The sequence below is a fragment of the Amphritea opalescens genome, from assembly GCF_003957515.1.
Taxonomy (GTDB): Bacteria; Pseudomonadota; Gammaproteobacteria; order Pseudomonadales; family Balneatricaceae; genus Amphritea; species Amphritea opalescens.
The window spans coordinates 71,766-86,995 of the sequence record NZ_RQXW01000009.1 but is presented as its reverse complement, the minus strand read 5'-3'; the positions used below and the strand labels follow the sequence as shown (position 1 = coordinate 86,995).

Annotated in this window: 9 protein-coding genes; 5 read left to right on the top strand and 4 right to left on the bottom strand. The window is 50.6% G+C overall.

Annotation, left to right across the window (positions count from 1 at the left end; genetic code table 11):
* Positions 1-143: 143 nt before the first annotated feature.
* On the bottom strand, positions 144-890 hold the full coding sequence (locus EH243_RS11530; RefSeq protein ID WP_126158818.1) for a sulfite exporter TauE/SafE family protein: 747 nt from the start codon (positions 888-890) through the stop codon (positions 144-146).
* 122 nt (positions 891-1,012) lie between these two features.
* Here EH243_RS11530 and EH243_RS11525 point away from each other — a divergent pair, with 122 nt between their 5' ends.
* A complete protein-coding gene (locus EH243_RS11525; protein WP_126158817.1) occupies positions 1,013-1,693 on the top strand; it encodes a pirin family protein in 681 nt (226 codons plus the stop codon).
* A gap of 727 nt (positions 1,694-2,420) precedes the next feature.
* On the opposite strand, the gene hrpB is transcribed toward EH243_RS11525, so the two are convergent.
* Both hrpB and EH243_RS11515 read right to left on the bottom strand, forming a co-directional pair.
* Positions 2,421-4,943 (bottom strand): ATP-dependent helicase HrpB, encoded by a 2,523-nt coding sequence (gene hrpB, locus EH243_RS11520; protein ID WP_126158816.1) that lies wholly within the window; start codon positions 4,941-4,943, stop codon positions 2,421-2,423.
* A gap of 117 nt (positions 4,944-5,060) precedes the next feature.
* On the bottom strand, positions 5,061-6,020 hold the full coding sequence (locus tag EH243_RS11515; protein ID WP_126158815.1) for a hypothetical protein: 960 nt from the start codon (positions 6,018-6,020) through the stop codon (positions 5,061-5,063).
* A 565-nt stretch (positions 6,021-6,585) separates the two neighbouring features.
* Between EH243_RS11515 and EH243_RS11510 the strand changes: the two genes are divergently transcribed.
* The 3 genes from EH243_RS11510 to EH243_RS11500 all read left to right on the top strand — a co-directional run bounded on the left by EH243_RS11510 (position 6,586) and on the right by EH243_RS11500 (position 12,311).
* Positions 6,586-8,103, top strand: a complete 1,518-nt coding sequence (locus EH243_RS11510) for an alanine/glycine:cation symporter family protein (protein ID WP_126158814.1) — start codon at positions 6,586-6,588, stop codon at positions 8,101-8,103.
* 260 nt (positions 8,104-8,363) lie between these two features.
* Entirely contained in the window at positions 8,364-9,089 is a 726-nt protein-coding gene (locus tag EH243_RS11505; RefSeq protein WP_126158813.1) for a substrate-binding periplasmic protein, read from the top strand.
* A 99-nt stretch (positions 9,090-9,188) separates the two neighbouring features.
* Positions 9,189-12,311 carry an AraC family transcriptional regulator gene (locus tag EH243_RS11500; RefSeq protein WP_126158812.1) on the top strand — a complete coding sequence of 1,041 codons (3,123 nt, stop codon included), beginning with the start codon at positions 9,189-9,191 and terminating at the stop codon, positions 12,309-12,311.
* 35 nt (positions 12,312-12,346) lie between these two features.
* Here EH243_RS11500 and EH243_RS11495 read toward each other — a convergent pair whose 3' ends face one another.
* The gene (locus EH243_RS11495; RefSeq protein ID WP_164549107.1) at positions 12,347-13,753 is read right to left on the bottom strand and encodes a sensor domain-containing diguanylate cyclase; all 1,407 of its coding nucleotides are present in this window, start codon (positions 13,751-13,753) and stop codon (positions 12,347-12,349) included.
* 394 nt (positions 13,754-14,147) lie between these two features.
* On the opposite strand from EH243_RS11495, the gene EH243_RS11490 reads away from it, so the two are divergent.
* Complete coding sequence (locus EH243_RS11490; protein ID WP_126158810.1) at positions 14,148-15,188, top strand: response regulator; 1,041 nt, start codon at positions 14,148-14,150, stop codon at positions 15,186-15,188.
* Positions 15,189-15,230: the final 42 nt, after the last annotated feature.

Genomic DNA, 15,230 nt, shown 5'->3' with positions numbered 1-15,230 from the left:
AAAATCCGGTCGCCCCAATGGCGACCGGATTTTTTTTGTTTATCACCATGTACAAGACTCTCTACTCACAACATCCTGCCCACAACACCCTACCCATAACAACGCCAACCCGTTTAACGAAAAAATCGATCAACGAGGATTGATCAGAGACCATCGAAAACCAGTTTTACGCCAATGATCACCAACATTACCAAAATGATCCGATAGAACAGCTGGTCATCCAGCTTCTTGTGAATCACTAACCCCAACCGCGTACCGATCCAAGCCACAGGCGCCAAGACGAGGCCCACCAGCAGGTTATCGGTATTGATCTGCCCTAAAGCACCGTAGGCAAATAATTTAACGAAATTGACGCTCGCGAGAAAAACCACCGCCGTGCCGAGAAACTGCTCCCGGGGTAACTTCATCGGTAACAGATAAAAATTCATTGGCGGCCCTCCCGCATGGGCGACAAAACTGGTAAAACCCGCCAATGTACTAGTGATATAGCCGATAATTGGCGAACTTCCGCCAAAACGAGAGCCTTTTAATAGCCCCCAAAGACCGAAGCTAATCGATAATATCCCCAGCAATAACCGCAAAACATCGTCATTCAGATAGCCAAACAGCAGATAACCAATGATGATCCCCAGTATCGCGGCGGGTAGCATGATCTTAAGTAAATCGACACGCCGATGGCTCCACCAGGCTCTAACGCTGAAAAAATCCATCAAAATCAGCAGCGGTAACATAATCGCCGCCGCTTGCACCGGCCCAATATAGAGCGACATCAGCGGTACGCTAATCACCCCAACACCGCCAGCGAAGCCCGACTTTGAAATGCCGGTCACCAGCACACCCAACACCGCTAATATCCAGAAAGCAGCACTAAACGATAAGATCTGTTCCATATGATTCCCCACAAAAACAGCATCTTATCCTGATCTTAATAGGCAGAAAACCAATTAGTATATTTACAGCTTGCCAGCGACAGGGTAAAACAGAGTTGAACTGTTTCGACTTGCGGACCAACATGATTAGAATAAAACGCGCTTCAGACCGAGGATACGCCCATTTCGGCTGGCTTGAATCTCGCCATATTTTCTCTTTTGGTAGCTATTTCGACCCGGACTGGATGGGTATATCAGAGCTACGCGTCGCCAATGAAGATCTACTTCATCCGGGTGCAGCCATCGACCCGAGCACCCACGCCGATATGGAGGTCATCTCTGTTATTCTGGATGGCAAAAACCTACACACCGACTCTCTCGGCACCCGTAAATTATTGGAAGGCCGCAGCCTACAACTGCTCAGCACCGGTACCGGCACTGAATTCATAGAACAAAATGCTTCCCTCGAAACCACCCTTAAAATGCTACAGTTTTGGATCGTGCCAGAAAAAACCGGTCAAACACCCCGCTATCAATCACGTAAGCTACTCAGCCGTGAAGGTGTGCAATTGATTGTCTCAGCCGATGGTCGGGATGACTCTTTACAGATAGGCCAGCAGCTAGAGATGTATCAGTTCCGCCTGCAGCACAAAAGTTATGGTTTACCGGTCGCTGAACACGGGTTTCTCTACCTCTTTCGCGGTCAATTGGAAGTTAACGGCAGCATATTGGAAGCCGGTGATGCCATGTTGTTTGATGATGAGCCGATGATATCCCTGCGAGGCATCAGCAGAGCGGAAGGTTTTTATTTCACCCTACCCTAGACGTTAACCACGCACCGTCATGTCGATACGACGGCACCGCTTTTCCCACCTAAGACGATCAAGATCGCGCCGCGATAAGCGGCCCTTCAATCACGCTCTGACATAACCCCTTAACCAAGGCTTGCACCCTTTAGATAAGGCGGACAATAGCTTCATGTAAGGCGTGACCATCTATCGATCATCATTCAAACAAGAAGTAAGTCTGTGGAACGTCAACAATACTGTTTTAAAAAAATTTATGATTTATTTTGCATTGCACAAAAAATTCGCTATATTGTAGTTGCACTTTGCTTTTTGAGCCACACATTTGGCTTGATTCGACCCGGCGCCCGCCGGGTCCTTTTTTTCCGCACCGCAACAAAGCATGTAAATATCGGCTTAATTATCCAATCCTAAGCCCATTTAGCTTCAATCAGTCCATCGACAATTAAAACTAATGACGGCTGCTTATCACCCTAGACTGACGCGCTATTATCCTCAACAGAGCATTAAAACCGGATCAATGACGATAACCGTATAGCGGATAGATTGGCTCAAGATGATCAATGACTGCCTTCGTTAGCAATGAAAAGCCCCGCGCTGGCGGGGCAACATGAAGCATGCAAAGGCTTATCGTATTTTTCATTGGTGGCCCCAACGGATTGAGGCTTTCATGCTCGACCTGAGCACTTTTATATTAGTCGAGTTAGGCGCGCCTATCTTGAAAATTATTAATAGCACCACTGAATTATTTGCGATTTTTTCGTTTTATTCCGTCCGAAGGTAAACATGCCTGAGGATTATCAGGCCATTGATGCTTGGGATATCGCCCTTTCATATCTTTCTGCACATCACGATAACCGTTGGCCCAAAAACTAGCTAAGTCTTGTGTTACCGCCAATGGACGACGCGCAGGGGAAAGTAGATGTATCTTTAACGCCACCCCATAGCCGATAACTGGGGTATCGGTTGAACCAAACATCTCTTGCAACTTAACCGCCAACACCGGTGGAGTATCACTGTAATCAACCGCAGCACTGTGGCCCGACGGTAAGGTTAAGCGGGATGGTGCCAGCTTTTCCAGCTCATTCGGCAGCGGCCATGGCAGTAACCCCTGCAAAATAGCCGCGAGATCCAACCGCGCAAAATGATTAAGGTGGCTAATCGGATCGAGATAAGGGGCTAACCACTGCTCCAGCCCCGCCAGTAGTGCGGTATCGGAGAGGTCTGGCCAAGGACCATCGGCGGGTTGTGCTTGATAGAGAAAACCCACCCGCTGACGCCAACGGTTAATGCCGTCACTCCAGGGCAATAATGACAACCCCTGCTTGCGAATCTGCTCAATCAGAACGCGGTTTTTCTCCGCCATCGGGATGGTTTTCAGCTCTACCTGCCGCACCACCAGCACCCCAATACGATGTTGCACCTCACAGCACATACGGTTTTGCTGACGATCCCATTCGACCACGGTGTGCGCTACGACCAAGCTAGACAGGGCGGTATCAAACAACCGATCCGGTAGCGGGCAGGCCAGAAACACCCGATCCACACTCTGCCCCTGCATCCCCCCACAATTGGCGACCGCCAACCACCGGTGTTTGGCTAGCGGATCAGCCTCGACTAAGCGAACGGCTCGCCCACCACTGAGTTGATAATGATCGCCACTGTGACGTCGGGCGGCAATACGATCGGGATAGCCCTGAGCGATCAATACCGCCACTAACTCCGATTCGGATAGCCCAGTCTGCGTTTGCGACAAGGCCCCCAAATACTGACCACAGAGCCGATAAAACTGCTGACTCAGTTGGCGGATACGCTGCAACACCCCCTTTTGCCGAGCATCACAGCGAATATCACCTTTAAGCCAACTCAAACGCCGGCTCATATCCGCATCACCGCTCAGGGGATCGCGCTCGCTTAACAGTGCCGCCACATCGCAGGCGAGCCGAGTAGCGCCAGCTTGCCAACCCACCAGCAGTAGATGAGCCAGCCGCGGGTGAAGCGGTAACCGCGCCATCAACTCACCGGCAGTCGTCAGTTGAAAGCCCTTCTCTGTGTCGTTCAATGCCCGTAAGCGCACCAAGAGATCACGTGCTTGGCTCAATGCTGCGGCCGGCGGTGGATTAAGCCAGCGAAGATCAGCGGGATCATCCACTCCCCAACGGGCTAATTGCAGTGCTAACGCGGTCAAATCGGTAGACAGAATCTCCGGCGTCGCATGGGGCGCTAACTGTGCTTGCTGCGCCTCAGACCAGAGCCGATAACAACAGCCGGGCTGCATCCGTCCCGCGCGGCCAGCACGTTGAATACTCGCGGCCCGCGATACGCGGCAGGTGTGCAACCGAGTCATGCCGCTGCCAGGGTCTAGCCGCGCTTCTCGACTCAGGCCGGCATCAATCACGACCCGAATGCCTTCAATGGTTAAACTGGTCTCGGCAATATTGGTCGCCAGCACCACTTTACGCTGTCCCTCGGGGGCTGGCGCAATCGCCTGCTGCTGTGCCTGAATACTGAGATCACCATAGAGCGGTGCCAAGACAATCTCGGTGGATAACTGGCCACTAAGGGCTCTCATCACCTGCCGAATCTCCCGCTGGCCGGGCAAAAACACCAACACACTCCCCGGTTCATCCTCGAGTGCTTGCAATACCGCCTGTGCAACCCGTTGTTCTAATCGCTGATCTCGACCGACGGCACCCAAATAGTGAATAGCCACCGGATACATCCGCCCCTGACTACTGATCAGCGGGGCTTGCGGCAACAGTTGCTCAATCACCCGCTTATCCAAGGTCGCCGACATCAACAGTATTTTCAACGGCTGCTCGTCTCGAAACAACTCCCGCCCCTGTAGCGTCAACGCTAGACCAAAATCCGCATCCAGACTGCGTTCATGAAACTCATCGAAGATCACTAAACCATAGCCTTCAAGACTCGGATCATCTTGCAACATGCGGGTTAGGATACCTTCGGTCACCACCTCAATACGGGTGTTGGGGCCAATCTTAGTATCCATCCGTACCCGATAGCCCACTTGGTGACCCACCGACTCCCCTAACTGCTCAGCCATGCGCCCAGCCGCCATTCGGGCGGCCAAGCGGCGTGGTTCTAACAACAGGATTTTTTGACCAACGAGCAGCGGATGTTGCAGCAGTTCTAGCGGCACCAAGGTGGTTTTACCCGCCCCGGGTGGCGCTTCAAGCACCACATCATGATGCTCGCTCAGGGCGGCATTAAGCTGATCCAGAACATCCGAAACAGCAAGAGTGGTCATGGGTGAAGGTTTCCGGTGCAGTCAGTAAACAGAAGCGGGTATTCTAACAGCCGAGCACCAAATTACAGGCAAAAAAAACGCCATCCAGTGGATGGCGTTATCAATAACAAAACAAAATTAAGCGGTGATATCAGCCTGATCGACTGTATCAGCCTGATAAATACTGTTCGTTGGTTCAGTAGCATCATGGCGAGTGCCGCGTGACTCATCTGCATCATGCTTATGCCCCTGAGTCGATGCCTGTTCGGATTCATTCGCCTCTGTATGATCGCTACGCTCACCGTTGTGAATCTGATCATTTAAGCGAGCGAGATTCTCTTTCATCGCCCCCTGCTCAACCTCATCTGCATCCGTAAAGCGAAAATCATGTTCTACCAAGGTGACCAATAGGCTCATCGAAACACTGGCTGCACTTTCAATATAGGTTTGGCTACTATCGACCAACCCCTGAAGCTGTTCAATAAAGGGCGTTAACGCCTGCTGAGGTGCGGCAACGCTGTTCTCACCCAGTGACTGAACGGCGCGATACTGCTCGACCGCGCGATACTCCATCGACTGCTGCATGGATAGATCCATCTGCGCCAACTCTGATGTATCAAAGGAGAGATCGCCGGCCTGCTGCATCGCGGTTTGCAGGTCACCATTAAAAAAGTTCGCCGCCAACGAAGAGAGGTCCTGAACCAGACTCGCAATCGCATCAAGCTCATCGGCATCTAACTCACCGGTCACGCTAAAGCCAAACTCACTGCTTTGCGCCTTATCAATACTATAACGCTGCTCTTGCTCCCCATTGCCACCGCTCTGAACATACTCAGATTGATAGCTCGTCTCACTACTAAAGGTGATCTCAACCTGATCGCCATCTTGGGTCGTCAGGCTGAGGGAGAAGCTATCGTCCCGACTAAACCGCTCAGAGAGTGAGTAAGTCTGCTCGGTGGCAGCCACGTTATTCACCGCCGATAAGCTTTGGCTAAGGTTCTCTAACGAAGATTCCGTAGGCACAGCACTAGCTTGAGAACCTGATTGCTGACTCAATCCAGAATTAAGTAATAGAGGTATTGAACTGAGGTTAAACATCGCAGATTCCCATTTTAAAATTCAGTCAGGGGGTTATCGGCCGTGCAGCGCAAATCTAAAATAAAATCACAACATATAGAGCATTACCTGCTCACAGCCTGTCGATCAACATAACGCGATCTCGGCAACCCAAGGGCTCTCATCCCCTTTAAGGCAAAGCCATTACGGCATTCTGGCGCGAAAGGAGGTTAACAAGGCACACCAGGATATTTCCTCACTCAGCCATTGCCACTAAAGTTTTAGGCATACAGATAACCGATGGAGGCTCCGTCCGACACTCACTCGAGCCGTACAACAACGGCTCGAGTGTTTAATCAGGCAGAGCCATAGGCTTATCTTCAATCCATCTTGCGGTTTTAACCAACACGCCTCGAGGAAAACGGACCTTCTTTCCGGCAGTTTAGCGCTATTTTTGAGTCGCCCTAAAGACGCACAGCCTCGCCTGTCGAATAGGCTCGGCTTAGCTAGCTAGCTAGCTAAACACATGCTTCAACCGTGGATAAGCATAGCAATACAATAATTCTAATTTCGTGCCTAGCACGCTGCTTTCAGGAGATATTTACACATGCAAGCATTTGTCGATTTTACAAACGGCATTATCTGGAGTCCGGCACTGATTTATCTATGCCTTGGCGCCGGTCTGTTTTACTCCATTCTCACACGTTTCGTGCAAGTTCGAATGTTCCGCGAGATGTGGGTGCTACTGTTTTCAGGCAAAGCGTCTGAAAAAGGGATCTCCTCATTTCAAGCACTCGCCGTTTCCCTCTCAGGCCGTGTGGGTACCGGTAACATTGCCGGTGTGGCGGCAGCGATTGGCTTTGGTGGCCCGGGTGCGGTTTTCTGGATGTGGGTCGTTGCTTTCCTTGGGGCAGCAACCGCTTATACGGAATCCACACTGGCGCAGATCTATAAAGAAGAACATGAAGGCCAATACCGTGGCGGCCCCGCGTTCTACTTTGAAAAAGCGATGGGACAGAAATGGTTTGCATGGATCTTTGCGATCGCTACTATTATGGCCTGTGGTGTCTTCCTACCGGGCGTTCAGTCCAACAGTATCGGTAACGCGGTTGAAGCCACCTTTGGTTCGGGTGCAATGATCGACACCGCGATGGGCACACTGAGCTTTGCGAAAATCGTCACCGGTACCATTGTCGTTCTCATTCTGGGCTTTATCATCTTCGGTGGCGTTAAACGTATCGCCAGCTTCACCCAAATTGTCGTGCCGTTCATGGCGCTGGCTTATATCATTATCGCGGGCGTTATCGTGTTACTGAACATCGATATGCTGCCAGGCATTATCGCGATGATTTTTGAAGATGCTTTCACACCGATGGCCGGTATGGGCGCAGCCATTGGCTGGGGTGTCAAACGGGGTGTTTACTCTAACGAAGCCGGTCAGGGTACGGGGCCACATGCAGCCGCTGCCGCTGCCGTAGAACACCCTGCACAGCAAGGTTTGGTTCAAGCGTTCTCGGTTTATATCGATACCCTGTTCGTCTGTTCAGCAACAGCCTTCATGATCCTTATTACCGGGGCATACAACGTACACGGTGCAGGGGATACCTTCCTAGTACAGAACCTCGGCGCTGATATCGCCGCCAACGGCCCGCTGTACACACAGATGGCGATCGAAAGCGTTCTACCAGGCTTGGGTAATCCATTTATTGCCTTCGCTCTGTTCTTCTTCTCTTTTACCACTATTCTGGCTTACTACTACATCGCTGAAACCAATATCGCCTACATCCAACGGACCATTAAAATCCCAGGCATGGTTGGCGCATTGAAATTGGTACTGATGGCCGCGACTTTTTATGGCGCGGTTAAAACAGCCAACCTCGCATGGGGCTTAGGCGACATCGGTGTTGGCTTAATGGCATGGTTAAACATTGCCGGTATTTTGATTATCTTCTTTATGTCAAAACCTGCACTCAAAGCGCTGCATGACTATGAAGCGCAGCACAAAGCCGGCGTTAAGCACTACACCTTTAACCCGGTGAAACTGGGCATTAAAAACGCGACCTTCTGGGAAAAGCGTTATGAGAAAAAAATGGCTGCTCAAAAAACTCACAAGGCAAAAGACTGAAACGGTGTAACCCCTTTCATCTCTAATACCTTTCGAATGTAAACCAAAGCCCGTGCTGGCAACAGCGCGGGCTTTTGCTATCGGTAACAATAGAAATACCCTTAATCTAGCAAAGACGGTTGCTAGACAAGGACACCCCTCCCTATAATCAGATCGAAAGACGCTCATGCTCACTCAAGCCTAAGCGGCCACCCGACTCTATTTAGGCATGCCTTCCTGTGAACTATCCCCTTGTTGTCAAGATTACCATCCGAGCACTCTTGCTAACTTTACTAACCCCTCTTGCCAGTTATGCCGCCTGCCAAACAACCTTTTCTGTCGCTTGGCTAGAATGGAAACCCTATCAGATGCAAAAAGGTAACCGCGTTACCGGCATCGATATCGAACTGCTTAAAGCCATCATGGATAACGCCGGATGCGCCTATCAGTTGCAGAACATCCCCTGGGAGCGTACCAAGCGCTATATCAGATCCGGCGAAATCGACCTCGCGATTGGCGCATCAAAAAACCAAGAACGCACTCGCTGGGCCTATTTTTCTGAACCTTATCGCTCCGAAACCATGGCCATTTTTGTGCGCAAAGATGAATACCCGATCTGGAACGCGGCACAGAACTTCGATCAGCTGGCCCAACTCAAACCCCGTATCGCCGTAATACATGGCGCCTTTTATGGCGAGGCTTGGAATCACATCAAAGATACCCTGTTCGTCCACCAGCTCAGTCAATATGAACAGTTATTCAAAATGTTACATATCCAGCGCACTAATATTGTTCTCAATGACCTCTATAACGGCGAGGAACTCATCAAAGAGTTTGGCCTAGAAGAAGAGATCACCACCCTAGATTGGCACGCCAGCCTTGACGATATCCACTTTATGTTCAGTCAAAAAACGGTTCCGCAAGCGGATATCGACCTTATCAACCAGTCCATTCGCCAACTACGTGAATCCGGCCGTATTGAGGCGATCATCAACACCTACCACTAACCCATCGGCACGCGAGGACTTACTTCAAAAGCAGGCTGTGATAATCTTATCCGTCATCAGCATTAACCCGATACGTCCAGCCATGCCAGATCTACGCGAATGCCCATAACCGCCTCGACCAAACTGTTAGAGCCTGTACTACAGCTCATCCAACATTTCCGTTTGGATCAAGCGAATATTCTTGAGATAGCGGCGCTTACCTCGGAAGAGTTAGCTAAACCGGATGTACGCTTTCCAACCTCAGCCTATGGCCAGATACTACAAACCCTCGCCCAAGCGACCGACAACCCCCGCATTGCCCTCAATTTAGGGGAAGCCACTCAGCCCAGAATGCTAGGGTCCATTGGCTTTCTGATGTCCTCGGCCGAAACCCTTGGCAAAGCCTACCAAGCCCTAAGCGACTATCTGCCCGTCCTGCTAGAAGGCGCGTTGATTCAGGTGGAACAAACGGCGGATGGCACACTGCTATCACTGGAATTAAACGCCCCCGAACTGCAACCCGTTGAATACCTGATGGCCTGCATGATTAACTGGCCCCGCCGGTTAACCGGCCATCAGATCCCGGTCAAACTGGTGCAACTGGCCTTTCCCGAACCGCAAAACCCTCTACCCTATCAACAATTTTTTGCGGCAGAGGTGCGTTTTGATGCACCCCGTAATCAGCTGCTATTTGCCAGCGATTATTTCTCGTTACGTTGCCTTGATGCCAATCCCGATATGCATCAATTACACCGGGAGTTTGCCGATTCTTTACTGAGTAAATCAGCACAGCAGAGCGCCCTCACCGCACATACCCGCAATCTGATACGCCGCCAACTCGGGGAGGGCAAAGGCTGTGTTAGACGCGAACAGGTCGCCGAGGCCGTCGGCCTCAGCCTGCGCACTCTGCAACGTAAACTGGGCTTACTAGGAACAAGCTTTCAGGATATTTATGATCAAACCCGACGGGAAGTCTGCTTACAGTTGATCCAACAGGGCCAGCTCAGCTTTGGTGAAATTACATTTCAATTGGGCTTTTCAAACCAATCGGCTTTTCAAAAAGCCTTTAAACGCTGGATGGGGGTTGCGCCAAGTCACTACCGACAAAACATTAAACCCTTGGCCGTGATTGAAGCCTCGTCACTGACGGCCCGCACGAACCCGCAAATCGAATGGCTAGAAGGCAATCATCGCCTACGGACGAAACGTATTGATAAGCGGATCAGTCAGCTTAGCCGCTTTACCCTCGAACTACTCGAATGGGCCGCCCTACTCGGCGAACACTTTAACCTGAGCGAACTGGAACAGCTGACCCAACATCAGGTTGCACGACTGGCTATCCATCTATGGCCAGCAGAACAGCTCGGACTCATCGACCTTGGCGCCGCCAGCACCTCGGCCCCAAGTCCGCGTCACAAAACAGAACCTCCGGATGAGGCCACCCAGTGCCATTTTTGTCACCCAGAGATTCGCAGCGCGATCTATCAACGACTCAATGAAACAGAAAAGTGCCAGCTTCATCACCAGTGCGGTAGGGTCATGTTGGCACGGATACCCGCGGTGTTCACACTTGAACAGATCACTCCCGCGCTATTACATCTCAACCGTGCCTATCAACAGACAAATCCTAAACAGAAAAAACAGTTACGCCAGCTCAATATCCGCGCCGCCTTGCTCGCCCAACAGGCACACAACTTTAGCAGCGCGAGCCGCTACCTCTCTAACGCCTATCGCTTGCTGCATAGCCACCAGTACAAGAAAAGACACCAACTGCTATTACAACGAGCTCAACTACATCTGTTGGCGGGGGAAGTCACTCTAGCCGATCAATGTCGACAACAGCTGCCTAACGATAAAGTTGAACCGCTCGAACAGACCAAAGCGGCGCTAATGACCGCCGAGATCTGCCTGCACCGCGATCAGCATGCGCAGGCGTTAACCCAGCTGCAGGAAAGCCTCAAACAACTGACTGACACACCACTACCAGACAACGACAATCAACAACTGTTACTGCTGTTAACGCAACACCAAGCGATCAGCGAACTGATAGGTGACCGACTAATACCCTCACTAACGCCGCTAACCGACGAAAAAGATCAACTGCACCTACAGTTGCTAGAAAAAATCAGCCTCATCGCTCGCCGACAAGGCCAGCCGCTGTTAGCCGCCTGCGCCATTGGCCAGATGACCACACTAAGTTTGCAACAGGGTCGCAGCCATCTGACGGCGTTTGCTTTTGTGAGTTACGCCTGGGTGGCCAGTTGGTTTTGTGCCGATGTTCGACTGGCACAGATTTTCTCGGTGCAAGGGATGCAACTGGCGAATGAGTTTGGTGGTTTAATCGCCACAGCAGCCTTACCCTCTAGCCCCGAGCCCCACACCGATATCGCCACCCATGCGGCGCTCATACAATCTAGCCAAGTACAGCACTGGTTTGCTCCCATTCACAACAGCACTGAACAACTACAACATATCGACTCGTTGGCGGCCAAACACGGCCACTGGCTGGTGCAGAGTGAATCTCGCTTACTGCAACATCAACTATCGCTGCTAACCAGCCACTCTCTGACTGAACAGCTCCCCCTCTGTCGTCAGCATTACCAACAGATGCTGACACAACAGCAGCCCCAAGCGGCCCGCTTACAAACTTCATCATTGCTATTAATGGAACAACTCAGTGGTGAAAAACCACTGCCGCAACAGTGCGACTATCAACACGGATGGCAGGGTGTCAGCTCGATTATGGCCGCCTTTTTGCTCAATCAGCAGCACCTGTGGCCTGATTTATACGCCTGGGAAGCACGACTAGAAAATGATCTACCCGGTTATTTCTGTGTCAGTGAAGTCCTGTTTTGCACCGCCATGATGCGACTGATTCTGGCTCAGCAACAACAAGCACTACTGCCCCGCCGACGGGTTGAAGTGGAACAGATCGAATCTCGCTTCGAGCTGTGGGCAAAACACTGTCCGGAGAATTTCGCTACTCAACGCTTATTACTACAAGCTGAAAAAGCCCGCCTGCTAGATCAAGACCCCTACCCATTATTTGAGCAGGCGATTGCCTGTGCAGAACAGCACGGCGTCAATTATCATTCAGCTCTGTGTTATGAGCGTTACGGGGAGTTTTTACAGATGCAACAACAGCACCGGTTAGCACAGTTCTGTCGCGAAAAAAGCCGAGATATTTATGCACAATGGGGCGCTCAGGCAAAAGCCGAACAGTTAAATCAGCTTAAGCACTAAGCTTTTGGATCAGCCTTAGGCCACAACGGCTTAATTCAAGCAACGCTAACTCGATTGCGTCCGTTATCCTTGGCGGTGTAAAGCGCTTCATCACTGCGAACCATCAAACGATCCAGCGCTTCTTCGCCATCCCAAACAGCAACACCGACACTGACGGTACATTGAAGCGGACTACCCGACAAACTCGGGAATGCATATTCACCGATCACTCGGCGAATACGCTCACCAATCTCCTCTGCTTTTGCCAGATCAGCAGCCACCAGCAGCACGGCAAACTCCTCCCCTCCGACACGCCCGAAGATATCAAACTCTCGAATATTCTCCTGCACCAGTCGGGCAAACTCTGCGAGCACATCATCACCGGCGCTGTGCCCTAGGGAGTCATTGATTTTCTTAAAGTGATCAAGATCCATCATCAGTAATGCTAAAGAGGTTTGTTCTCGATGACTTCGACTGATCTCGTGGTTGGCCCGAAGGTAAAACTCTCGGCGGTTACTGATATTCGTTAGAAAATCTTTCGTTGCCATGTCTATCAGGTGGGATGAATAAAGTTGACGATTGGCATATTCACCCACCAACAGCCGCCATGTCAGCAACGCCATCACGATAAAAATCAGCACCACAGGCAACAGCAACCGAACAAAGTACTTATCACTGGGAGAGACTGTATCCCAGTTTAGGTTTGCGAGCGAAACGCCTTGTGAATTATATAGAGAGACCTTAGCTGAGTCGGACTGCTCACCATTGTTTACCGTAGAAAAACGCAGCCCAGGCAACAGATACTCATCACGAACCCGTTGGATTTTATGGTCGTCAAGGCGGTAAGCGAACAGCAAAAAAGTACCATCACTTCTCTTTTGCATCTCATCTTCATCCAAAAACATACCAATACTCACGAGATAAGGCGTACCAAAAAACTCGCGATAACCACTCACGATATGCGGCATATCACTATCAACAGCGGCCTGCACCAAGGTTTGCAGATCGCTAAGTTGTAGTTCAGAGGCGCTAATCATTACCTGCTCACCATCCGTAAGAGTCATAACAGGCTGCATGTCGGAGGTAAACGCCCAGACGAGGTCGATACCGTAAGTCTCTTGTAGGTATGCGCCTAGATTATCCTTCGCCCAGTCCTCATCCGGCTCAACGATCAGCTTTTGATGAGCTTCATCCCAATAGGAATATTCCTGCAAGATCCCTTGCTGACGGATCATTTCGATATTGAAGGCGGTTTTAACACGCTGTTTGAAATTATCCTCCGTTAGCCCTTCCATGCTAACCAAGGTCAACATCACCAAGCCGATAATCGATACTAGGCTGACACCAAATAGAGAGAGAATCAGCGGTATCACCGAGCGCGATGGCACCGGATGAGTCAGGAGATATTCGGCATCAGCTGACGACGCTGTAAAACCACGCTGTTCACTCATGATAGTTTTCATGACCATAACCTTTTACACATTCTAATTCCTAGCAGCCAACGAGTAGATGACTTGTCATGAAATAAATTCCCACTGGCGATTTAATAGCTGTCTGCCAACGAAGACAGATCCAGTATGACACTACAACAAAGCGTTAGCTATCGCCTCTTATAAACACTAGAAACAGGCTTTCCATTGACAACTTAATCGCCAGAAAAACCAACTCTCTGTCTCCATAAATACCCACACACAAATAACACGACACACCCCTCAACGCTAAAACCTTGGCGTCAATCAATCCACTAGCACCTCACGGGGCAGCTTGTTTCGCGAAAACTGTCTGCTTTTTCTGGCACATTGATAACATTTACTGGCAAAATAGCCTTTCAAACAAAGCCGTTATATGTAGATATTTATGATTCCATGGAAAATATTGGTCGTTGATGACGAAGAAGGGATTCATGGCATTACCCGCATGATCTTCCGTGGATATGAGTTTGAACAACGCCCGATCGAATTGATCAGTGCTAAAAGTGGCGGTGAAGCGCGGGCAAAACTGGCTGAACACTCCGATATCGCCCTCGCCTTACTCGATGTGGTGATGGAGAGCGATGACGAAGGGTTGCAGCTGGTCGAATATATCCGCCACCAACTTCACAACCGAGATATCCGCGTGATTCTGCGCACCGGCCACCCGGGCTATGCACCGGAATCCAAAGTCATTGTTAACTACGATATCAATGATTACCTAAGTAAAGCGGAGCTGTCTGCATCACGCCTGCTCACTTCGGTTGTGGTTGCCTTGAGATCCTTTCGTGATATTAAAAATGCCCGTTTACAAGCCTCTCACGACAGCTTGTCTGGCCCTGATGACCAACGCCTCATCACGATTACGCAGCAGCTAAAGCAACAGGTTCGCCCCCTACTCAAGCAAAGCCAACGTTTACAACAGATGAATCTTAACCCCGTTGCCAACGATTTGGCGGTTGGTTTACATGCTCAACATCAACGCCTGCATAACAGCATGACCATGCTCAACATCAACGATAGTGCGGCGCCAACAGAAACACTGGCATTAACGTCTTTGATGGATGAGATACTGCATACCTTTCTGCCGCAAAGCCGCCGAGATGGTTGGTTACTGGATTACCAACTGGATAAGGCGTTGCCGGCTGAGATCCACGCCAATCCGACCGCTATTCGCCAGCTACTGATCAGCGCCATTGAGTTGGCCATTCTGCAAGCCAATGGCGCCGATCTGACACTCAGTCTACAACCGGCGCAATCGGGTCAACTGCGGATCAAGGTTAGCCTAAACGATGGGCAGCCGGTATTTCCATCGTGCCACTGGTCAGAGTGTCTGCAGAATCACTTGCAACTTTTGTGTCAACAGATGCAGGGGCGTTTAAGCGAGCAGGATGAAAGTGGCGCCATTCACTGTCAGATACAGCCATGATTAAAGAAGGCAACGCCCACTCTCTAGCCGCACAACATAGCC